24 protein-coding genes and 1 pseudogene are annotated in these 23205 nt (G+C 43.6%); 17 read left to right on the plus strand and 8 right to left on the minus strand.

The window, feature by feature from the left end:
• Positions 1–280 precede the first annotated feature (280 nt).
• Together rtcR and VN23_RS12395 are read left to right on the plus strand one after the other, a co-directional pair.
• Entirely contained in the window at positions 281–1879 is a 1599-nt protein-coding gene (gene rtcR / locus VN23_RS12390; protein WP_046352075.1) for an RNA repair transcriptional activator RtcR, read from the plus strand.
• Between the two features lie 182 nt (positions 1880–2061).
• Complete coding sequence (locus tag VN23_RS12395) at positions 2062–3228, plus strand: winged helix-turn-helix domain-containing protein (RefSeq protein ID WP_046352076.1); 1167 nt, start codon at positions 2062–2064, stop codon at positions 3226–3228.
• Between the two features lie 357 nt (positions 3229–3585).
• On the opposite strand, the gene VN23_RS12400 is transcribed toward VN23_RS12395, so the two are convergent.
• Entirely contained in the window at positions 3586–4323 is a 738-nt protein-coding gene (locus VN23_RS12400) for a substrate-binding periplasmic protein (protein WP_046352077.1), read from the minus strand.
• Between the two features lie 442 nt (positions 4324–4765).
• Positions 4766–5452 (minus strand): hypothetical protein, encoded by a 687-nt coding sequence (locus tag VN23_RS12405; RefSeq protein ID WP_156455196.1) that lies wholly within the window; start codon positions 5450–5452, stop codon positions 4766–4768.
• Here VN23_RS12405 and VN23_RS21830 point away from each other — a divergent pair.
• Positions 5442–5672: a hypothetical protein gene (locus VN23_RS21830; RefSeq protein WP_156455197.1), complete on the plus strand. Its 231-nt coding sequence runs from the start codon at positions 5442–5444 to the stop codon at positions 5670–5672. The two genes, VN23_RS12405 and VN23_RS21830, sit on opposite strands and share 11 nt — an antisense overlap.
• Before the next feature lie 13 nt (positions 5673–5685).
• Here the strand turns inward: VN23_RS21830 and VN23_RS12410 are convergent, their stop codons facing one another.
• Positions 5686–6459 carry a hypothetical protein gene (locus VN23_RS12410; protein WP_046352079.1) on the minus strand — a complete coding sequence of 258 codons (774 nt, stop codon included), beginning with the start codon at positions 6457–6459 and terminating at the stop codon, positions 5686–5688.
• Positions 6460–6792: 333 nt separating this feature from the next.
• On the opposite strand from VN23_RS12410, the gene VN23_RS12415 reads away from it, so the two are divergent.
• The 11 genes from VN23_RS12415 to VN23_RS12465 all read left to right on the plus strand — a co-directional run bounded on the left by VN23_RS12415 (position 6793) and on the right by VN23_RS12465 (position 15548).
• A complete protein-coding gene (locus VN23_RS12415) occupies positions 6793–7551 on the plus strand; it encodes a hypothetical protein (RefSeq protein WP_046352080.1) in 759 nt (252 codons plus the stop codon).
• Between the two features lie 659 nt (positions 7552–8210).
• Entirely contained in the window at positions 8211–9197 is a 987-nt protein-coding gene (locus VN23_RS12420; protein WP_046352081.1) for a bacteriophage abortive infection AbiH family protein, read from the plus strand.
• Positions 9198–9495: 298 nt separating this feature from the next.
• Complete coding sequence (locus VN23_RS12425; protein ID WP_046352082.1) at positions 9496–9960, plus strand: hypothetical protein; 465 nt, start codon at positions 9496–9498, stop codon at positions 9958–9960.
• Between the two features lie 127 nt (positions 9961–10087).
• On the plus strand, positions 10088–10408 hold the full coding sequence (locus VN23_RS12430; protein WP_046352083.1) for a hypothetical protein: 321 nt from the start codon (positions 10088–10090) through the stop codon (positions 10406–10408).
• A gap of 103 nt (positions 10409–10511) precedes the next feature.
• Entirely contained in the window at positions 10512–11168 is a 657-nt protein-coding gene (locus tag VN23_RS12435; RefSeq protein ID WP_197432912.1) for a DUF4365 domain-containing protein, read from the plus strand.
• 100 nt (positions 11169–11268) lie between these two features.
• Positions 11269–11865, plus strand: coding sequence for a hypothetical protein (locus VN23_RS12440; RefSeq protein ID WP_052746601.1), 597 nt, complete (start codon positions 11269–11271; stop codon positions 11863–11865).
• Positions 11866–11978: 113 nt separating this feature from the next.
• The gene (locus VN23_RS12445) at positions 11979–12854 is read left to right on the plus strand and encodes a toll/interleukin-1 receptor domain-containing protein (protein ID WP_046352085.1); all 876 of its coding nucleotides are present in this window, start codon (positions 11979–11981) and stop codon (positions 12852–12854) included.
• Between the two features lie 508 nt (positions 12855–13362).
• Positions 13363–13992: a hypothetical protein gene (locus VN23_RS12450; protein WP_046352086.1), complete on the plus strand. Its 630-nt coding sequence runs from the start codon at positions 13363–13365 to the stop codon at positions 13990–13992.
• 276 nt (positions 13993–14268) lie between these two features.
• Positions 14269–14697, plus strand: coding sequence for a hypothetical protein (locus VN23_RS12455; RefSeq protein ID WP_046352087.1), 429 nt, complete (start codon positions 14269–14271; stop codon positions 14695–14697).
• Between the two features lie 74 nt (positions 14698–14771).
• Complete coding sequence (locus VN23_RS12460; RefSeq protein WP_046352088.1) at positions 14772–15191, plus strand: hypothetical protein; 420 nt, start codon at positions 14772–14774, stop codon at positions 15189–15191.
• A 78-nt stretch (positions 15192–15269) separates the two neighbouring features.
• A complete protein-coding gene (locus VN23_RS12465) occupies positions 15270–15548 on the plus strand; it encodes a hypothetical protein (RefSeq protein ID WP_046352089.1) in 279 nt (92 codons plus the stop codon).
• A gap of 301 nt (positions 15549–15849) precedes the next feature.
• Here VN23_RS12465 and VN23_RS12470 read toward each other — a convergent pair whose 3' ends face one another.
• The 5 genes from VN23_RS12470 to VN23_RS12490 form a co-directional block, all read right to left on the minus strand.
• On the minus strand, positions 15850–16212 hold the full coding sequence (locus VN23_RS12470) for a hypothetical protein (RefSeq protein WP_046352090.1): 363 nt from the start codon (positions 16210–16212) through the stop codon (positions 15850–15852).
• The gene (locus tag VN23_RS12475; protein ID WP_046352091.1) at positions 16209–16751 is read right to left on the minus strand and encodes a type VI secretion system amidase effector protein Tae4; all 543 of its coding nucleotides are present in this window, start codon (positions 16749–16751) and stop codon (positions 16209–16211) included. The genes VN23_RS12470 and VN23_RS12475 overlap by 4 nt, the downstream gene beginning before the upstream one ends.
• 9 nt (positions 16752–16760) lie before the next feature.
• Complete coding sequence (locus VN23_RS12480; protein ID WP_082752772.1) at positions 16761–17393, minus strand: PAAR domain-containing protein; 633 nt, start codon at positions 17391–17393, stop codon at positions 16761–16763.
• Between the two features lie 256 nt (positions 17394–17649).
• Positions 17650–18672: a phage portal protein gene (locus tag VN23_RS12485; protein WP_046352092.1), complete on the minus strand. Its 1023-nt coding sequence runs from the start codon at positions 18670–18672 to the stop codon at positions 17650–17652.
• A complete protein-coding gene (locus tag VN23_RS12490; protein ID WP_046352093.1) occupies positions 18673–20424 on the minus strand; it encodes a terminase ATPase subunit family protein in 1752 nt (583 codons plus the stop codon). It abuts the gene before it with no gap.
• Positions 20425–20583: 159 nt separating this feature from the next.
• Here VN23_RS12490 and VN23_RS21540 point away from each other — a divergent pair.
• The 3 genes and pseudogenes from VN23_RS21540 to gpM all read left to right on the plus strand — a co-directional run bounded on the left by VN23_RS21540 (position 20584) and on the right by gpM (position 23176).
• A pseudogene (locus VN23_RS21540) lies at positions 20584–21371 on the plus strand (GPO family capsid scaffolding protein).
• Positions 21372–21428: 57 nt separating this feature from the next.
• Positions 21429–22520, plus strand: coding sequence for a phage major capsid protein, P2 family (locus VN23_RS12505; RefSeq protein WP_046352095.1), 1092 nt, complete (start codon positions 21429–21431; stop codon positions 22518–22520).
• Positions 22517–23176: a phage terminase small subunit gene (gpM, locus tag VN23_RS12510; RefSeq protein ID WP_052746603.1), complete on the plus strand. Its 660-nt coding sequence runs from the start codon at positions 22517–22519 to the stop codon at positions 23174–23176. Before VN23_RS12505 ends, gpM begins: the two co-directional genes overlap by 4 nt.
• The last annotated feature ends 29 nt before the right edge of the window (positions 23177–23205 follow it).

Raw genomic sequence — 23205 nt, forward strand, 5'->3', positions numbered from 1 at the left:
TTGTTGGCTGCGTTGTGTATGAACACAGCGATTTAAGTAAAGTTGGCCTTGCCATGATCTTCAGTACGGGTGAAACCCGCTTAATTTTCAGCATTGCCAGCACTACAATACATAGCAAACGCTGTGCCGCCCATAAAAAGAACGCATAAATTAATCAACAAGTCATTGATTTACATGCGAAATAAAAATATTCAAACGAAAACCACCCACACCATACTTCGCCGAAATCAGATAAAACATGATAAATTAATCTAGTGATTTATATTTTTGGATAAGACAGATGCAAAAGACCGTGGTGTTTGGCTTTGTAGGCACCGTGCTAGATTATGTAGGCCGTGGCAGCCAGCGCTGGGAAAAATGGCGTCCTACCATTGGCCTGTGCCAGCAGGAAGAGCTGCTTATCCACCGGATAGAGCTGCTACACGATCTGCGCAGCCGTGGCCTGTTTGAAAGGCTAAAGCAAGATATCCAGCAGGTTTCCCCCGAAACAGAAGTGGTCGGCATTGAAATCAACTTAAGCAATCCTTGGGATTTTGAAGAGGTTTACGCCGCGCTGCATGATTTTGCCCACGGCTACCGCTTTAATACCGAGACCGAAGACTATCTGATCCATATCACCACCGGCACGCATGTGGCGCAAATTTGCTGGTTTTTGCTGGCTGAATCGCGCTATTTACCCGCCAAACTGATCCAAACCTCGCCTGATCGTAAAGAACAAGGCCCGGCTGGCCGCTACACCCTGATTGATCTTGATTTATCCCGCTATAACAAAATTGCCAGCCGCTTTGCCCAGCTTAAAGACGAAAGCGTTTCTTTTTTGAAATCAGGCATCGCCACGCGCAATCCGCGCTTTAACCGCATGATCGAGCAAATCGAAAGAGTAGCGATTCGATCCAAAGCGCCCATTTTACTGAGCGGCCCCACGGGCGCAGGCAAATCATTTTTAGCCCGCCGTATTTATGAAATGAAAACCTCCAGACACCAGATTAGCGGGCGTTTTGTAGAAATAAACTGCGCCACACTGCGCGGCGACAGCGCCATGTCTACCCTGTTTGGCCATGTAAAAGGCGCATTTACCGGCGCACAAACCGAGAGAGCAGGCCTGCTGCGCAGCGCCGATGGCGGCTTACTTTTTTTAGATGAAATTGGCGAGCTGGGGCTGGATGAGCAAGCCATGCTGCTGAAAGCCATCGAAGAAAAACGCTTCTTTCCCTTTGGCAGCGATAAAGAAGTCAGCAGCGATTTTCAGCTGATCGCAGGCACCGTGCGTGATCTGAAACAATGGGTGGCCACAGGGCGCTTTCGGGAAGACTTATACGCCAGAATCAATTTATGGCTCTACGAATTGCCCGGCCTTGCCGATCGCAGCGAAGACCTAGAGCCTAATCTGGAATTTGAACTACTGCGCTATGCCAAAGAACAAGGCGAACAAGTGCGCTTTAATGCTGAAGCAAGACACAGCTACTTAAAATTTTCCAGCAAGCCCGAGGCCAAATGGTCTGGTAATTTTCGCGAGCTATCCGCTTCCGTCACCCGCATGGCCACGCTGGCAGAAAACGGACGCATTACCCAGGAAAACGTAAACGAAGAAATCACCCGCCTGCAACAAGCTTGGCACAACAATACCCCCAATGAATTAGACGAATTAATGGGGAACAAAGCCAGCGAACTCGATTTATTCGACCGCCTGCAGCTGGAAAAAGTCATCCAGATCTGCAAAACATCTGATTCGCTATCTGATGCAGGCAGAAAACTATTTAATATATCGCGCCAAGAAAAAGCCAAAAGCAATGATGCAGACCGCTTAAGAAAATATCTGGCGAAATTTGAATTAGATTGGGTCAAGGTAAAAGGAAGTGGCCTGGCGGGTGGCGCTTAGATATGAGTATTGTGCGCAGCATCGCTCTGCCAAAAATCCACAAGCGACGCCAGCCCCTGTTTCATATCAAACCCAGCCCTCCCCGCTGCACATAATTTTTATGCAAATAAGCGAATGCTTTGCCTGATCTTTGATTCACAGTATGATAAACAGAACGTTCGTTCTAATCATATTGAGAGGCTATGGATTCATCCCTTGTTATTCAATTACGGCGGCACGCATTAACACGGCAAGGCTTACAATCCGAAGCCATTTTCGGCAGTGGCCTCGCAGCGACGCTTGCTGCAATTGAGCATCTTGGCTACGTGCAAATAGACACGATTTCAATGATTGAACGTGCCCATCACCATGTTCTTTGGTCGCGCGTACCCGATTATCAGCCCGGTTTTTTGAATCAGCTGCTCGAAAACCGCCAGATTTTTGAATATTGGTTTCATGCCGCATCCTACTTACCCATGCGTGATTATCGTTTTGCGCAGCATCGCATGGCCGCGGTCAGAGACAGCACATGGGCCAATTACCACGATATCCCCGCCAAGCTGATGAATGAAATCTTGCTAAGGGTGCGGGATGAAGGGCCATTGCGGGTGCGTAATCTGGAAAACAACAAAGGAAAAAGCGGCAGCTGGTGGGACTGGGGGCCGGGTAAACGGGCGATAGAAAAGCTGTTCCTGCAGGGCGATCTGATGATCAGCCAGCGCATCGGCATGGAAAAAGTCTACGAGCTGCCGGAGCGCATGCTGCCTGCCAATCTGGATATACGCCAGCCTGATCTTGCCGATTATGCGGGCTACCTGCTGCAAAGCTATTTACGCGCGCATAGCGTGGTGACATTCGAGCAACTCACCCATCTGCACACCAACCCAGCCCTAAAAAAAACAATGCGCGAGCTGCTGGAGGCCCAAATCGCCAGCCATCAAATCGAGGAAATCAGCAGCGCTGTCCTGCCCAAAGCTTACGCCGAAACGAGTGCACTCACGCAAGCCTTGTCAGCAGCTCCCTACGTGCACCTGCTATCGCCATTTGATAACGCCATCATCCATCGCAAACGCCTGAATCAGCTGTTTGGCTACGACTATAAGCTTGAATGCTATGTGCCCGCTGCCAAACGCAAATATGGCTACTTCTGCCTGCCCATCCTCTTTGGTGATCGCTTTGTGGGCCGCATCGACTGTAAAGCACATCGGCAGGAGCAAAGGCTGCAAGTCATCAGCATACACTTGGAATCCCCAATCAATAAGCCCGCCCTCTTTGCAGAAGCATTGATGCAAAAGCTAAAGCAGTTTGCATTTTTTAATGGCTGCAAGCACCTCGATATTCAGAATATTGAAGGTGTTTTAGCCACATAAACCAATTCTTCGGCACGAACAGGCAGAAAGGCAGTTTGGAGGAGAATTGCAGAAACTCGGCTGAAAATAGAAGTGATAATGAATAGTTAAGACAATACGTTCCGAAAGGAATGCATTTGAATGCTGAGTCGAAAGCTGACGTACACCATGCATTGCACAGACCGAACCATGTGCAAAAAAACGATTCGAATATGCTTCACCCATTCAAATATTAGAGCGACTACCAGTGTAAAACAAACTCATGATTTAATGATAATTGCACTTAGAAGTTAAATATACCGAATTTATAGCTTCATTCATATACGCTATTTAATTACCACCATCATAGAAATTATTATGAAATAGTTATGATTCTAACTACTCTAATTTTTTCGCCGCATTTTTTAAAGCTTCGATCACTTTTTGATCTGTTCCTTTGTTTATGGCAATGTAAAGATTGCTGTCAATTTCACTTAAAGGATAAGCGATGGTTACAAGAGAGGCATCTAAGTTTAATTGCTCCATCTTTGCATTAAGGCCAATTTCCGTCAGGATAGCGACATCACAACGGCCTGCCATGAATTTCTTGATGTTCATCGTTGAATCACTCGACTCATCTATATATGGAAATCCGCTACGCTTTAAATACTCCGCGCGATAATCAGCACGTACAGCACAAACCGAGTATTTTTTTGCTTCATTAATACTGGTGATGACAATATCCCTGCGGGCTGAGAGTCGGTAGAAAAAGACAGTTGCATCATATAGTTTATAAATATACTCAAGCTTTTCTAACCTTTCTGGCGTTTTTGCAATGGGATATATCATCACATTGGGTTTTGTTAATGCGTCGATATAAGAGCGAACCCAAGGTTTGACCTCAATATTTTCTTCTGTTAATTTGATTGCCTTAAGAAAGTAATTGAGTTTTTTTGTGGCTAGCCCCCCAATTCTACCTTTAGCATCAACAACGACATAGGGTGGATCATTTTCAGTATAGATAGTGAGGCCTTTGAACTCCTCATTCGCATATGCTATATGCGTTGGCATTAATAAAATAGCACATATAAATACAATTAATTCAATAATATTTTTTAATTTACAAAGCAGAGTCATTGCTTTACTCCCTTTAAATTAATTACAAAAAATCTGCATGGTAAATATAAGCATGCGGGATAATTATCTTATTCTCATTGATTAATTTAAATTTTCTTTCAAATTAAAATAAATTGTACTCAATCTAGAATATGAAAAGCGATAGTGCAAGCTAGAAAGTAATGAGACAGATTCAGATGGCAGATTCAACTTTAAAGTGCAATTCTCGAAGGTATGCTGCTTTTTATGTGAATCGCGTTCGTTCATTGTTTACGGCTGAGGCCATTGCACGTGTTGCCTGCAGTATTATTAACTGCTTAGTTTTTACCATGACCAAGATGCTCATCCATTCGGCATTCAAGACCTTTTCAATGGTCAGTTTGGTGAATTACTGTGGGTAAAATAGAGTCAGATCTTACATTTCTCATAAAATAAATCGTACAACGTGCCCATAGTTGCCTGTTTAATTCTTAGAAAGAGGTGGGTACACACCCCTTAAATCCATGGACACAAATTGTTGCTCACACTTTTGAGAGGGAGCATCTCCACTTGCCATGCCAAGGATCTTGGCCCACCCATTACCATAAGGCCAAAATATGTAATCTCGACCAAATGCCATCACTCCGTCTTCCACAAAGAGCCGGTCAGTAAAATCGAGTTTATCCTCATCACGTAACACGCTACTCTCAACTACGCCGTAACCATAAGTAAGAATCGACCGATCTCCGTCAATAAATCCGTACCTATGTTCACTTCGATAATTCGTTTCAGGCAATTTCAGACGAGCTGCATCGAAACACTCAAGCCCGCAATCTCTGTGCCAATTTGCCTTTTTTGTGTATCTGTAGAGCGCTGTTTCATCTTTGCCTCTCAGCGAACAATCAAATCCAGCATATCCATGCTTTGCAATAAACGCCGGGCCTTGAGTGCAATCCGATGAATAGCCTGCTTCGATATAAATATACGAAACAGGCCTTGTTTTAAGCACCTGATAGCGATCCGTTTTATTACACAGCTCAATAAATTTGGCATAAGCAGGGGTTAGCTTATATGCAAATGGATAAATTGCCAAAGCAGACAGCACAAATACAATATAAATAACTCTGGGTAGGCCTGGCGGCAGAATCTTGCTGCTCAGGATGAGTAACAAAAATATAAAACCGGCGAGTAGCAAAAAACCTATTGCAAACATTGCAGATTTTGATATGAAAGCACAGGGAATTTTCCTAAACGCAGATTCACTTTATGGTGTAAAAATTGGCTCAATTATTACATTTAGCACACACTACAATGGTTTGCTCAAAAAATATGCAGATATGAGAAAACAAAATACTGTAAATGAAAAAAAAGAATACATCAAAAAAGACTGATTGATGCAGCCATTTATGAAGAAATCAAACCCCGTACCCAAGCACACCATTTTCGGCCAAGATAAATAAATTCAGGCCCCTGCTTACGAGCAAGAACCAGTTTTACCACCAATTGATGCAGCTCATCAGCTGCACGAGAGAAATCTGTCAGCCCACGAATAAATGTTTCTAAAGCAAGCCGCAAAGGATCTGACTCTGCTCTCGCCAACAAGGGACCCAGCGCATCGCTTGTAAGTCTCTCTTCCAAAGCACGCATGCGCAGGTACACCACATTACTGGTGCTAAGCGGGGCCAGAAAAATCAAGAGAATGGCTTCCTGCATCCAATAAGGCATACTTTCACTCTCACTGCGGCTATAAAAACCGGCTGGTATTGTCTCAAAGACTAACGTGGCATAAGCAAAATAACTGACCAAGCTCTCGTGCTCATCAATCACATCAGATATCACACTAAAGTGCTCATCATTTCTGATTGCATCTGCAAGTGTTTTATCAATATGATTCAGCACCGTATCAAAAAAAGCATGCACTGCTGCAAGCCCTGATGTAGTCACCTCATAGGGAAATGCAAGAATTGCATCCTTATGCTGTGTCATAAGCTTCTGCGCTTCAGCATCTTCTGACATGGGCATCACAACGCAATCAGGACCGTACTGCCTCCAATATTCTGGCAAAGCCCCCATATCACTCTCCATTGCCACTTGAAGATAAGCAAACCGAAGTGTAAAAAAATGGCGAAGTTTGGCAATTTCTTTTTTGGTGACAAAGTGATCGTTATCAGGATTCAATTTTTTCTACATGCAAAAAGAGATAATGTATTTTTTAATAAGGGAAGCCCAATCTCCAGCCCTACCGGAAAAATGTGCTGTAACAACTTGTAATACCGCGGCCACGCCAATCGAAAAAACATTTACAAGCAAAACACAGAAATAAATTCGGAGCAACCTGGTTAGACTACTAATTTTGAATGGTCACAACGGCTAAAACAATATTATCAGGCATAAAAATGAAATGCAAAAATTAAAACTCAATGCAGGACGCTGGGCTGCAAAAAAACCTATTTCCACATGGTGTACTGAGCAAGAGGTATAATCAGATAAAACATACAAAGGAAGATACAAATGAATAACACCCTATATAGCATATTAGCTATAACGGTTTTTTCATTATCTGGCTGCTCTGACAAATGGAAAGATAAGGCATTGCTCCACGATGGACGCACCATAAACGTAAAAAGAGAGATGAAACTTAAACTTTCAGATGCATCACTGAATGATATAGTTAGCCTAACGCCCAACCATCACTATATCGAAGCAATTAATCCCTATACAAAAAAGACCATAACATGGACTGGAGAATCAAACATCAACCCCATCATGCTTGACTTTGTTCATGGATCTGCATATCTAGTTATAAGTTCTTGGTTTCAAAATTTACTTATTAACCGCCCACTACTTTACGGCTGCCCAGATTTGCCTTATATATTTCTGAAGTTAGATGAGCATAATAGTGAGTGGTACCCGCTTCAAAACAAAGACATTCCCATCGAACTTAAATCTGCAAATTTATCTGTTTTTCATGGTTATTTCGAAAATTATTTTCGGGATAAAGAATGGAAGCCATTAATTTTACCTGAAGGAAAAACACTCGAAGAATTAAAAAAAAGCAGTGCCCAGCCAGTATATGATGATTTGAACAAAAACGTCAGTATAATTAACAAATGGAACAAAAAAACTCAAGATTCAAGCGAAAACTATTTACAGTTAGAAATACCAAGAAACTTAAACGAATGGAACTATAAATCCAAAGATAAATACCTTGAAGATAGATTACATTTAAACGAACCCGGTTATATAGATAACTGCCGAATAAATAAGTAGACTTCACTCTATATTTTTATAAAAATTAAATAGCAAGAAAAGCAGAGGCAAAAAAGCATTGCATCATTAAGCCGCTGCATATCCCTGCTTTTTCCAATATCTGCTTTTATTAAATCAAAACTTCTTTTGTAATAACAGGGGTCAGAGTAAAGTTAAACCTGCTTCCTTCGGCTCTGAAGGTATAAAACATAGTAGGATTTAAGTTTACTCTAACCCCAGTTACTTAATGAGCTGAGTATTTATGTATCCTTGCACCCCATGCGTGAGGGGCTTAAATCTATCCAATACAATCAAACACTTAGAACTAAGTCCCACTGAAGGGCATCACCACAAATCGCGACAGCTAATCACCCTCCCCCGCAAAAATCCCGCAGAAGAAATAATTAAACAAAATAGTTAAGACATCTATTTTCATGTCAAATTCAGGCCGCCCCTTACGTTGCGCTCTAAATAATCAATCGTGAACCTGACTAAAAAGCAAGACAAAGGTGGGAATCACCCCTCCAGCGGGTGTAGTATATCGGCATAAAATACTTCAGGCTGCGCCCAGTAAGGCATTACACGGGGCTTAGCGTTTTTATACACCGTAGATGGCGGTTTTTCTGCCGTTTTAGGGTGTCTACATATTGTTAATGCCACTACACCAATAGAGATTGAGCATGCATACGCTTTATGTAATAGGTAATGGTTTCGACTTGCATCACGGGTTAAAAACGAGGTATCAACACTTTGGCGTTTTCCTAAAAGGTAGAAAATCTGAAATTTACGATTATCTTCTCGAATACTATGGATTGCCAGACATAGACGAGGAAGATGAAGACTCTCAACTTGATCCGTTGTGGTCCGAATTCGAGCAATCTTTGGCAAATTTGGATGTAGAACAGGTCTTGGATAATAACTCACATCTGATTGCCAATCCTTCATCAGATGAATTCAGAGATAGAGATTGGCATGCGTTGGCAATCGAGATGGAAATGCTTGTTGAAAAACTGACTGTCGATCTTATCAAAGAATTCAACAGATTTATCCTTCACGTTGAATACCCAGAATTAGATGAAAGGAAGAGATTACTATTGAGTGAAGAAGCAATTTATCTCAACTTCAACTATACAGATTGCTTAGAGCGATATTACAAAATTCGAGATAAAAATATCCTTTACATTCACAACAAAGCGAACAAATTAAGTGAAAAAATAATTCTTGGCCATGGCTTCAACCCAATTATTTTTAAAGAAAAGGAAGAGTCCCCGCCGAAAGATGCATCCGAAGATGAACTAGAAAATTGGTATGAGTATATGTCGAATAAGCATGACTACTCATTTTCTAGCGGGAAGGATAAACTCGTTGAGTATTTCGAAGCTTCTTTCAAAAAAACAGATAAGGTTATCCAAAATAACGAAATTTTTTTCAAACGTCTATGCAAGGTAAAAAACGTCATAGTACTTGGACATTCTTTGTCAGTGGTTGACAGGCCTTACTTTATCAAAATACTAGATTGTGTCGATGCAAGCGCTAAATGGACTGTTACATATTATGGAGATAAGGAAAAAAAAAGGCATATTAGAAGCTTAAATGAAATAGGCATCGAAGCCAATGCTGTAGAGCTAGTAGAAATTAGTAGGTTTGTAGCCAGTGTTGCTTCATAGCGTAATTTGCATAACAAGTCGGTCAATTCGAAGCCATAAAAAAACCGGGGACAGACCACGGTTAATTGCCCATTTTTTAATTAAAGGGGCCTCGCCCCTTTAATTACTGTTTTTATGACGTACTTATTTATTGTCTAGTGGTAATACGCCCAAACTTACAAACTTATGGGGTCAGGTCTTACATTTGACATTAAGCAATCAATTTAATCAGCTTTGCAAATCACTGCAAATTTTATCTCATGAAAAATGTAAGACCTGCCCCCATTGCTTTTTTTACAATCAAACAATGAGAAGTTAAATGGAAAACGGTGTTAATACTATTGGTACGTTGTTGGGCTGGTCCGATCTAGGATTGTTTGCATTACTTATTACTTTTCTGCAATACATAATAGCTTGTTGGCTTAAATCAAGAATCCAGTATTCAATAAAAAATGAGTATGATCGAAAACTAGAACAATTAAAGGTCGATCTGAACTTTAGTGTTAAAAAGCGAGAAGAGGCGGCACTAGTGGCAGAGTTATTAGCAGAGTGGATTAGTCAGCCGGAAGACCGGAAAATACTTAACAAATTACTTTGGGAAGCTTCTTTGTGGCTACCTGATGAAGAGACCCTTGCTTTAAATAACTTGCTTGCCCATGAAGGGAATATTACGACTAAGCAGATGCTAATTAAGATTCGTAAAATTATACAAAATGGTGAAACGTCAATTACCGCTGAAGATTTAACCAGTTTTGCTAAAAAACCGAGCACAGACCACGGTTAATCGAACCTATGGGGTCAGGCCTTCATTTAACATAAAGCAATAAATTTCACCTGCTTTGCAAGCCACTATAAATTTCACCTGATGTGAAATGTAATACCTGACCCCATTACTTTTCTAGGAATTAGCAATGACACCACACATAAAAATTCTAAACCGTGCAGCTTCTGGAAATTTACCCAAAGCAATTGATAAAAACTGCGAGATAGATATTGAAGCATTCAAAGAGCTGTATAAATCCGGCCTAATGGTCGCCATTAACGCTTCCGCAGATGATGGCGAATGCTACTTGGAACCAAAAATCTCAACAGCCGGCAGAGAGTACTTAGAAAGGACCAATGAAAAAAATCAACCATGGTGGAAAAGCATTGATAGGCGATTCTATGTGCTTACTATTTTCATAGCCCTTCTTGCCATAGCGATACCCCTGTACCTAGCAAAGGCAACATGACAATAGGTTCAAATCGTTCGCTGGGACTCGCCCCTTAACCAAACATTAAGCATCGCAAGGAACAAAAATAGTTTATCGCACACGAGAGCATGTACTTGAAGACTTGGCAAGAGTTCAGCTCACCAAATTGTTTATTAAGGAGGGATGGACAGTCGAAGATCTTACCGAGGACTACGGCGAAGATTTCTTTGTCCGCATTTTCGAGCAAGGAACTGCAACTCCATTTGGTTTCTTTGTTCAATCAAAGGCAACAAATTCGATGGAGCGTTACCTATCTACCGACGCAACCCATATTTCCTATCCAGTGACTACCAAACACCTTGAGCATTGGAATCGCTTCTGGGAACCTATCGTCCTTGTGATATTTGACGCTAATACTGGTATCGTTTATTGGAGAATTATCCAAAATTGGATGGAACAACAATCGGAACAACGGCTAAATCAACTTAGAAAACAAACTACCGCAAGTGTTCGGATACCTGTCAAGAACGTTCTTGATGACGCTGGAGTAGTGAAGCTACGCGATATGACAGTTATGCGTTTCAACAGATTCGAGAATGAACAGGAAGGTGCAAATCACTTAATTAATTGTCTCAAAGAGAATATTGGTTTGGATATCAGCTATGACGCACAGGACGGAATTCTTGTAATTCCAAATGGTGAATTCGTTTCGAGCCCAGACGGGGGCGCTTCCACGATATTTTTCGGGAAAACACTCGTCATGATAGAAAAAACCTATGGGGTCAGGCCTTACATTTGACATAAAACAATCAATTCACCTTTTTTACAAACCACTGTAAATTTATCATATGTAAAATGTAAGACCTGACCCCATTGCTTTCCCAGACGTTAGGGCACACATGACCAATCACAACGAACATTGGGAACACTTCCTCGATCCAGAGGTTGTTCGGCCATCGCTGTTCATGGCAGCTATGTTCATAACAGTTTTCGAAATCCTTAAGAACTCAATAGTTGATCGCCTACGCGACTTCTATTTAATCGGCTTGTCTGACGAAAGCAATACCGTTTGTCCTGACTACACGAACAATGTTCTCTCACGCAACAAGAGTGCAGTGTACGCATCCTTAAGTTGGCTCGTCGAAAATGAAGCCATCAACGATTCAGACATAGCCACATTCGAACAACTAAAGAGCACTCGGAACCTACTTGCTCATAAGCTATTTGATGTCGTAACAGGCCAAGCGGAGTCAACTCATCAGGAACAGTTCACCGCTCTCGTTGAGTTGCTTCGGAAAATCGAGGTTTGGTGGGTGGTTAATGTCGAACTTGCCACCAATCCAGACTATGACGACCAAGAAATAGATGAAGCTGAAATCGTTCCTGGTGCAATCTTGTCACTTCAAATGTTGTTACACGTAGCAAGTGGCGGCACCGATCTTTTAGATGAGTGGAGAAATCTGCAAGCAAAAAGGTCGCCACCACATGCTAAATAGCACCCAAATACCGTCCTAACCATTCGTTCAACCGGACAAATATACGTATGCTTTGCATGCCAGTATTTCTCGGTTAACTCTAACGTTATGCACGCTCATCCGAGGATAAATTAATGGCTGCAAGTGTATTTTTGAGTCATAACTCAAAAGATAAAGAATTTGTAAGAAAGCTCGCAAGAGATATAGAGGCGCATGGATTAAAGTATTGGCTCGATGAGGCTGAAATGAAAATCGGAGATTCTCTCATTAAAAAAATAAGAGAGGGGATTGATACGGTGAATTACTTTGCAGTTATCTTATCGCCAAACTCTGTAAATGCACCTTGGGTAGTAAATGAACTTGATGTAGCAATGAATCTTCAAATCCAAGGAAAACCTATTAAGGTATTGCCGCTTCTTTTAAAAGAGTGCGAACTCCCAGGTTTTTTGGTTGGAAAAGTTTATGGTGACTTTCAATCTGAAATAGATTATGAAAATTCATTTAAGAATTTAATAAACAGTATGGGCTTTGTTTACAATAAAACTGTCATGAACTCGGAAAGAAGTTCTAATAACCTTAGTTCTGCAATTAACAAAGCGAATGCTAAGTGTTTGCCTCTACTGACAAAGCCTTTTCATAGGCCATTTCAATATATGGGAATGTCAATTCAAAAAGCAGAGGAAACATTTAGCGTAAAAGCAAACGATGCAGGAAATATCATTATTGAAACTGATGAATGTAGGATGTTTTTAGAGGCTGAAGGAAATTTTATTAGCTATGTGGAAGTAGACCTCAAAGCAACCGCTCCACACAATCAAAATGAAGAGTTTGACTCTGAGTCTATTTTAGGTGCATTTAGTATCGGGCTTCAAGAGTTGGATTTTGAACGAAAAAAAACTCATTGTCATACATATTATGATCATCGTAAAAAATTAAAGGTTAGCGTATCTTGTTTATATGATGGGGCTCCGTTGACGGTTGCATTTAGCTCGAAATATTACGGCATGTAGTTTATTGAGCTGCGTACAAATAGTAAGCATCTATAGGGTCAAGCCTTACATATGACATGAAGCAATCAATTTAATCAGCTTAGTAAATCACTGTAAATTTTATCTCATGTAAAATGTAAGGCCTGACCCCGTTACTTTCCTTTGTACTTTCCTTTGAAGATAATCCTGCATTTAAAAAATTGAATTTTGACTTTGTTATTGCATATCGCCTTTACGGAGGTAAATAATTTTCTATAATATAGACAAAGCGAACATGAATAACTGGAAATAACTGAGGTCAGAGCAAAGTTAAATATGCTTGCTTCAGCTCTGAGCGTATGAAACATAACAGGATTTCAGCTTGCTCTGACCCCAGTTACTCATCGGGCGTAGTATATCGGCATAAAATACTTCAGGCTTCGCCCTGCAGAGCATTTCAAGGGGGCAGCATTTTTACACACCAAAGATGGTGGTTTTTCTGCCATTTTAGGCTGTCTGCATCTTGTTATGCACTTATTGAGAATTTCGCATGGACATTGGGAAAATTGAAATAAAGCTGGATAAATGCTGGGAGCTACAAGATCTTTCAGTATTCACCAAACAGTACGTTCAGCTATACAGCTTTTTCTATGTTCTCAAGTGTGTAGATGAAGGAATGTATGTCGGGCTGAATTTCTCCACCTACCCATGGGGCGGTGGTTACAGTGTTGTTAATTTCTTCAAAGGTTCCTACGGCTTAACTCCAGATGAGTACCGTCTTCAAGTAAACAAAATTCAGTATGCTTCACCTGGATTTATTGAGCTTAGTGGTGCTATAGCCATCGCCTCAGATGTAAGTATTTTAGTTAGCGCACTATGTGCATCAGCTTTAGCTCTCAACAAAACATACGATACAATAGTAAAAAGTTATCACAGCAGAAGGTTAGGCCAAATCAAAGTTCAAGAAGCCGAATCAAAATTAATGCAAGACGATATCGCATTTATACAGCAATCAATTAAGCGCTTATATTCCGAATTCAAATTACGCCCTGAGCAAATAAACGCAATACAAAAAATCACAAACGGCAATGACCTTATACAGTTAAAAATTCTTTTGGCACTATATCGTCGAGCAGAACCAATTCAAGGGCAGCAGTCGTCAGGAAAAGCACGGTTGTAATTACATAACAAATGGTTCAAATCGTTTGCTCCGCTCACTAACACGGGATAAAGCCTCTCCTTAACCAAACGTTAGGTCTTAGCAAAAAATATACATATGACCAAACATACAATACAAAACTACTACATCTCATACGAACAACAAACAAATCATGATATTGAGGGGAAAGGAACCCATTGCTTCCGTTTAAGTCGCGGTTTTATGGTTTTTCTGCGCAAAAGTATTCCATAAAACCACAACTTAAAAACTGCCGCTGAACTCGGCGCTAGGGTCGCTATGCACTTAATAAACAAGCTTTCCGAAAAAATGATGGAGCATATAGCCGAAGCAGCTATTGCTTCAGTATCCGTCTTGCTTGTTTTTGCCGCAAAAGAACTTTCCCCTATAGTTTTACCGCTAATTGAAAGTAAACTTTCCAATCAAACATTGCTGTCTCTTTTTCTGGCTTCATTAGCAATAAATTTAATTTTGGCAGTCCTCATATATGTGGCATCTAAAAAACCAGACTTTAATTTGAAATATGGCATTTACTGGGACAGTAAAAAAAACCCTCATTGTCCAGCATGCCAAAAACCTGTTGCAGGCTACAGTGACTACGGGGCATCGGGAAAAGGCTATTATTGCAAACCATGTAAACAGATTTTTCCACTAACTGATGTATCTGGTAATGACATATCACCCAGCCAAGCAATTAGTGAACTTTAACCCTGGCCCATCCATCAAGCGGGGCCTGCTAAAGCCACCCCTTATGTCAAACGTTATGTTGCAAAGGAGGTTCAGTGAGTACCGGCATATTCTCTCTTATCGGTTTAGTAGTAGGCGCAGTATTACAGTTTCTGTTCTCTCGGCACCTCGATAACAAAAAACATCAACGTGACTTAAGGGCAAAGGCATACGCCGACTACCTACAGTGCGTAAGTGAACATGCAAATCTCGGACACCAAAGAAATTCAGCAGAGGGCCGCCAACTTAGAGCCAAAACCTCTGACTCCAAATGCAGAATTTCACTTTACGGTGCACCGGCTGTGATTTCTGCATTTGCAAAATTTGAGCGACTCGGCGCGACAATGAATACAAATGAACAGTGCGGTGCCTTCACAAACATGGTGGCAGCCATGCGCAAAGATGCTCTTGGAAACTCATCTGTAGCCCCGGCCGATCTCGAAGCTGTATTACTTGGTTCGCGTCATGCAACATAACAACTGGTTCAAATCGCTCGCTGGGACGGGCTAAAGCCCACCTCTTAGCCAAACGTTAGGCCTCACGTAGGAACGCCGATGATGAACTATCCAAAGATCCTACCCACGCTACCACACGTGCTTCACGAGTGGATCGAGATCCAAGTCTGGCAGCAAGATCGAAACACATTTGTCGTCAGCGGTTCGTATTCCCAAGATGGCCTGCAGATGCACATCTACAATGATGCGCTCATTGCCTCGTATTCGACTCATGAAGAGGCTATTGAAGTTGGAAAGGCAATCGCGCGGCAAGCCAGCGCCGCTCGACTCATCGCCAGCTTGCCCTTCTGCTGCAGCTTTAAAGAAGGCGAACCATGAGTAATTCCACCTCAAAATAGTCATAAACAGGAGTAGGCTTACGCCCCCTTGAAAAAAGGTATTGTGTCCCTTGCAACAATCAGCAAGAAACCCGCAAATAGTGCAAGCTTTTATAGGCATACTTTTTGCGGCATAGGCCCATATTTGGCGCGGCTTAAGCCTTCATCATGCAGGTGCATAAAAAATAGCGTGTTAAGTGGGCAGGCGTGGCGGGGTCACGAGGGCGCGCGCTGGGGGCTGAGGCAGATTCTTCTCAACATGCAGGCTCAAAATAAGCCCGCAATTGCGGGCTTATTACGGACTACTGACTTATATAACGATCTTGCTCTTTAATGAGGCGGTCATAGTCCGGCCTTTCATAAGCATCCAAACATTTCATGACGGTAAGCTCTTCCCCTGATTGTTGACCAACAAGCCTACTCTTTTTCAGATACGCATCAAAATACCCTCGCACCTTTACATAAGCGGCTTCATCATCATGGCTGCCAAGTTGGAAGTATCCTCCCCTAGCAAGCCCAGCCTCTTTTTTCAATTGCTCATTTGAGCTCAGACAATACGCAAGTCCCCATTTCTTAAGAATGCTGCGCGTCTCTGTCACTTTAGTGGCTGAAATAGCCATTGCTGGGTAAATAAATAAGATGATAACTATCAGCCTCTTAATCATTTCAACTCCCAAAAAAACACATCAATTGTTTGTACATCGGGTCTGCCTGGATGCGTAAAATAGCAATGATCACCACAATCCGAGCCATTCCAAAGAGTTACATGCCCCGATGCATTGCCCCAACCTGATACCGTAAATATAAGAATTCCATTCTTCCCTTTAAAATTTTCTGATACGTCTTTTCCATTCGCTTTTACCGAAACATCAGGGCTACCAAAATTAGCCTTCACAAAAGAAATCATATCTTTTACGCGTAACAAATAATTTTTATCATCACCACCTTTTACTTTATAACCTGGCCCCCCTTTCGTTATAGTTACTCCGCCATAATTGAATGACCGGCTTAAACGAAGAGCACACGCATTTGCATAATCAGCAGGATTTACTTTAAAGAGTTCATAGGCATTACCACCTACTAATTTATAAACACTTGGAGCATCCATATGCACGGGATACTTTGACCAAACATCATTAAATTTAGGTCTATTAACTTTAATCCTTGCACTTTGACTACCTGCTGTTGCTTGTATTTGTCCCATTTTCAATCCTTAAGCTGAAGCATAAATTTCTACCGAATGATCTTTTAAAGCATTCATTATTTTGGCCTTCCCATCGGCTTGCACAATAGCGGTCAATGTAATTTGAGCAACACCTTCTGCAAGCTCATGTTCATCTCCACCACTAATAATGACCTCTACAGACTCCCCCGCTTGGTAATTTAAAGTTTCCACATGCACATTTATATCTGAATAAAATCTAGATACATCAGCAAGAGGGGTTTCGTCCTCCCCATAGCTCCAATAAATACGCTTAATTTCTTTTTCTTTTACAATAGGGCTTACCAAACTTGATAAAGCAGCCGCAATAACAGCAGGCGCTTTGCTCTTAGAAACGGGTAAAGCAGCTCCGCTTGGGGCCTCAATCATTGCATACTTTTGAGTTGCAATAAGCGTCGCACCACACGACGTTAACATCCCCTCAACCGCAACATTTTTTCCTAAATATGAAACGCCCACTACTCCTGCAACAATAACAAATTGGCACTTACACTTTGGGCAAACGCCTTTATGTCCGACACCTGCAGCAGGTTTTCCATAAATATTAATACTTGCAAAACCTTCAATAACTGTACCACCATGTGAGGTAGGATCGCCCTCTCTTATTATTGCTTTAAGACCCATTTAATGTTCCTCAAAATATAATCACTTATTCAAATTGATTAAACTTAAAAAATGCACCCTATTAGTTCAGTGACACGCTTAAGTTACAGAATACATATACAGCATCTTTAAATTTTAAATAATTATTTAAATACCTTACTAAGCGCATATTCAAAAAGCATATAGATAACTTACGCCAAAATATTCCATATAGATAAATTAGCTATTCAGATAAAAAAAGCCCGCGATTGCGGGCTTGCTGTTTGCTTGGTTTTTTTTACGACAGCACGTAAGGATTGAAGCGGATCACCTCCACCCCCAGCCAGTCGTTCAGCTCCTTCATCCGCTCCTGCAATGGCTCAATCTCGTTATATGCAAACACGGTCGCGGCCTTCTCCACGTCACCCAAACCGCCAGTATTGTTGGGGATAATGCCCATCAGTTGCGCGGGTACGCGGTGGGCACTAAGTTGGTCGTCACGGGTTACGTTCTTGATGTTCCAGAAGTCGTCCTTAGCCGCCACTTCTGAGATAGGCAGAATCTGCATACCGTCTTTCTTGCCGCCAGGCGCGTACACCATTAAGTTTTTAAAATTGCCCGGGCCTTTGCTGCCTTGTAATGCCGTGCGTAAATCATCGATATAACTTTCATTTTGCGCGGCGTCCGTCATGTACAGGATAAAACCAGCGTGGCTGCCATTGGCGAAGTAGCGGCGGCGAAACAGCGTGGCCGATTCATTGAGCCAAGTTGAATTAAGCGCCGACAGGTATTCAGGCAGGCCGTAAATCTCCTGATTAATATCTGGCTCTAATAAATGGAAGATGGCCCCTTGCTGGAACTGGTGCTCGTTGGCGTAATCAAGGATCTGAAAATATTGCTCTTCTTTCATCCCTACCCGCATATATTTAGCCAGCGCATGTTTCAGGCCCAGCACCTTGCCGGTGCGGCTGGTAATCTTCTCAAAGTATGAATTGCCAAAGATCAGGTAATCAAGCGCGAACTTGGAGAACTCCGACCGGCTTAACAGCGGGTGCGGGATAAAGGTTTTTAACAGGATATTGCGCTTAACTTGCAGCGGGCTGGAATGGTGAACCGTAGCGCGGTAAGTCTTAGCCAAGCCATCAAACGACATCGGCGGCTCGTACCATTTGCCATTGTTCACGCACTCTAAAAAGTCCAGCAGCTCACGGCGATCGAGCACGGCGGAAGGCTCGCCAAAGGTGAAGGCCACGGAGTGATCAGGCGCTTTTGCTTCTGGCGTTAAGGTTGTTTTTGCTTGGTAGTAAGATTGTTTTTTCATTTAGTAGATCGCCATAAAGCTGGAATTGGTGGAAGTCGAGCCCTCGAGCGGCTCATTGAGTAGCGCGTGCATACATGCCCAAGCTAAGTCAGCGTGGCTAACTTCTTCGGAGCGGCTGGCCGTGTAAGTGACTTGCCGCCCGCTGGTCGTCATGGTTTTTTGAATCGCCATAAATGCGGCGGCAAGATCCGTCCAGCCCGCGTCAAACTCCAAACGCCCATTGCGGATCACGTCTTGGGCCTTCATCACTAAGCGCCCTTTCATCTCCACGCTGTAATTGATGGCCTTAGCCGCTGGGTAGAACTGTTTAACCAGTTGATAAACGCCTTGCCCAATACCGGTGGTATCGATGCCGATATAAGCGACGTTGTATTGGCTGCAGATATCCTTAATCCCTTGGGCCTGCGCGGCAAAGTCCATGCCTTTCCATTGGCGCTTTTCTAACACGCGAAACTTGCCGCCAGGCACCAGCGGCGGGGCCAGTACGATCAGGCCCGCGCTATCGCCAGATAAAGCGGGGTCGTAACCAATCCATACAGGCCAGTAACCAAAAGGACGCGGGGCAATGGCTTTGAAGTCTTCCCATTTTTCCCAGCTATCGACCATGCACTTTTGCAATTCAGATAAGGGAAAGATGCTGGCGCTATCATCGATAAACTCACACATCAGCAAGTTTTGATAATCGTTGGGGTTGTATCGTTTTTTGATCTTGTCCAGATCAAACAGATTACAGCCACCTTCAATCGCGTCTTCAATCGTCACGACTTGCCGCCACTGATCGTCCTCACAGAGGCGACCTTTGGCGAGGCTGGCCGGTTTAACATCGAGCAGGATGCGATCAGCTTTAGCGCGGCCTTTATTGAAGGCATCGCCCGACCAGAACGGGTACGCATCGTGGTTTAGACTGGAAGGCGTCGAAAAGTAGGTTTGCCGCCAGTGCGAATGCAGGGCCATACCCGAAGCGACTTTTTGGAGTTCCTGAAAGCGCGGAATCCAGAAATACTCATCGACATATAGATTGCCGGTGTAGCTCTGCGCGGTGCGGGCGTTGGTGCCCAAGAAGTGCAGCGTTGCGCCGTTCGGTAAGACGATGGGATCGCCTTTTAACTCTAAATCGGCGGCCTCTTTGGCAAAGGCGATAATGTATTGCTTGAATACATGCGCCTGCGCCTTACTGGCACTTAAAAAGATCTGATTGCGGCCTGTCTCCATCGCATCAAACAGCGCCTCCCGGGCGAAGTACCAAGTCGCGCCAATTTGACGAGACTTTAAGACATTGCGAAAGGTGTGTTTCTTACCTGCATCAAACCAGCCGTGCTGATAGCCAAACAAAGAATCCATAAAGGCTTCTTTGATTAAAGCGACGTGCTCCTCGTTGAAATCGTTCTTAACGGCTTTCTTGCGCTCTGCTTTGTTGCGGCTGGCGATATTGGGGTTTAGGTCGGCTTCATTACCGCCGCCGGTGTATTTATTAATCCTTGCGATACGTTCCATTTGCCGTGAAAGCAAATCAATTTCTTTAAAGTCGATACCCTCTTTTTTATCCTTATTTAAAAGCAAGATATAGCGCGATTCCAGCGACTCTTCGACACGCTCGATCAGCTTCTTTTTGTCCCATTCATCGCGCCGTTTCCAGCTATGCACCGTGGCGGGTTTTTCGCCTAACGATTCCGCAATCCGTGAAATACGCCAGCCTGCCCAATACAGCTGGCGAGCCTCAATACGCGGGTCTTTGCTCTTTATATTTTCCATAGCCAAAGGCTAAGGCAATCAAAAGCAGAAGTATTTTGTTGCCTTTTGTGAAATGGGAATCCACAAAAGGCGCTAATTGATGGGGGTTTAATTTGTGTTGATAGTGGGGGCTACCGAGATAAGACACTTATTCAATTAAAATAAATCGCAGAAGGATATATGAAATATAAATCTTTTCGAGTTGCCACCGAAGGCTCCACCACAGATGGCCGCAAGATCACCCGTGAATGGCTTAGCCAGATGGCTAAGAATTACAACCCTAAGCAATTTGGGGCGCGCATTAATTTAGAGCACATCAAGGGCCTTTATCCAGATAGCGTGTTTAAAGCCTATGGCGATGTGATTGCGGTATCCGTCAAAGAAGAAAACGGCGCAATGGCGCTCTTTGCCACCATCGACCCGACAGCCGATCTGATCAAGATGAATAAAGAACGGCAAAAGGTTTACACCTCTATCGAAGTAGACCCGACTTTGCAGGCTCAGGCGAAGCCTATCTGGTGGGCCTTGCTGTCACCGATAACCCCGCCAGCTTAGGCACAGAGATGCTGCAATTCTCTGCCACCGCTGGAAATAACAGCCCGCTATTTTCCCGTAAAACAAATAAAGCATGTTTGTTTACGGATGCCATTGAATTTGCGCTCGAAGAAGAGCAAGAGGAAGCCCCCACCGTGTCTATTTTAGATTCAGTTAAAAAAATCTTTGCCAAAAAAGAAGTACAAACCAATCAGCAATTCTCAGATATTCAGCAAGCCATTGAAGCCGTAGCCGAGTATCAAGCCGAAACCGCCGAAGGCCATAGCACGCTCAATAGCCGTATGGATGAATTAAACGCCAGCATTACCGAATTACGTGAATTCAAATCAAAGATTGAAAACGAACCGGCGCACTTATCAGGTAATCGGGACAAAGCCACCGGCGGCACAGTGTCTTTAGAAACAGACTGCTGATTAATTAATATCCCGCCATTCAACAAAAACAATTCAATACCCGATTAAGGAAACACCATGCGCAATGAAACGCGAATTGCCTATAACGCTTTTGAAAAAAAAGTTGCTCAATTAAATAATGTTCCCGCCGCAAATAAAACCTTTACGGTTGATCCATCCATCCAGCAAAAGCTAGAAAACCGTGTGCAACTATCGAGCGCCTTCCTCGGTAAGATCAATATGCCCTCTGTCACCGAGATGGAAGGCGAAAAGCTGGGCCTGGGCGTGACCAGCACAATTGCGGGCCGTACCAATACTAAAAAGAACCCGCGTAAACCGCGTGACGTGACGGGATTGAGTTCTGGCCGCTATCGCTGTGTACAAACCAACTTTGATACCGGCATTAGCTACGCCAAGCTGGATATGTGGGCCAAGTTCCCAGACTTCCAGACCAAAATCCGCGACGTGATCGTCAAGCAGCAAGCGCTTGATCGAATCATGATCGGCTTTAATGGTGTATCGGTGGCCGAAGACACCGACCGCGAGAAATTCCCGCTGCTGCAAGACGTGAACAAAGGCTGGCTTCAGCAGTACCGCGACAACGCGCCGACCAGTGTAATGACGGGCACAGAGAAGCAGCCCGATAAAATCATCGTCGGTAAAACCGAGGTCAAGGGCAAAGACAACGTCACCTGGGACACCGAAAAAGGCGAGTACAGCAACCTCGACGCGCTGGTGTTTGATGCAGTGAATACCCTGATTCATCCCGAGTACCGCGAAAACCCCAATTTAGTGGTGATCGTCTCCAGCGAATTACTGGCAGATAAATACTTCCCCAAGATCAATAGCGAGCACGCGCCCACCGAAGAAATGGCGCTGGATATGCTGATTAGCCAAAAGCGCATTGGTGGCAAAACCGCCGTCACGGTGCCTTTCTTCCCGAAAGACAAAATGCTGATTCTGCCGCTGGCTAATTTGTCGCTGTACTGGCAAGAGGGAGGCCGCCGCCGTCATGTGCGTGAAGAGCCGGACTATGACCAGATTGCCGATTACACAAGCTCAAACGACGCTTATGTCATTGAAGCGTATGAAGCGGGCTGCCTGATTGAAAACATCGAGCTGCTACCCGAAGAGCGCACAGAAGAAAAACCCGCAGAGGCAGAAAAGTGAGCCCCGCAAAAGCCCACTTGCTACGCATGACAGCGGCTCAGCTCTCAAAAGAAAGCGGTTCTGGTGCCCATGTGAATGCCAGCGGCTACGCGCTGATGTTGCACAAGCTGGCGGGCGACAAGCGACGGCTTAAACAAATCCAATCCCTTAGCCGCAAGATCGACGCTAAGCGCGAAATGCTGCCCGATTACGCGCCATGGATTAGCGGCGCTTTATCCGCCCAAGGTGGCGGGCAGGATGAAGTGCTGATGACGGTGATGGTGTGGATGATCGACACCGGCAACTTCACCGCAGCGCTGCCGATTGTGCGCTATGCAATCAAACATCGATTAGCGCTGCCGGATCAGTACCAGCGCACCTTGGCGTGTTTAGTTGTCGAGGAAATGGCCGACACCGCCATGAATGGGCGGGTATTGGGCGAGGCCATTGATGTGGAAGGTCTACAAGGCGCGGCTGAAATCACCCAAGCCGAAGATATGCCCGACCAAGTAAAGGCCAAGTTATTTAAGGCCATCGCTTACGGCCTATCCGAGCACAACAAACCCGCTGCCGCCGACTATTTCCAGCAGGCCTTAGCGCTACACCCCAAGTGTGGCGTGATTAAGGATCTGGAACGGCTAAAGCGGGAAATGAAGAACATGGCCGCTGACAAGTAGCCGAACGAGCGAACCCCGCAGCGAGAGGC

Source organism: Janthinobacterium sp. B9-8 (assembly GCF_000969645.2).
Classification (GTDB): domain Bacteria; phylum Pseudomonadota; class Gammaproteobacteria; order Burkholderiales; family Chitinibacteraceae; genus Iodobacter.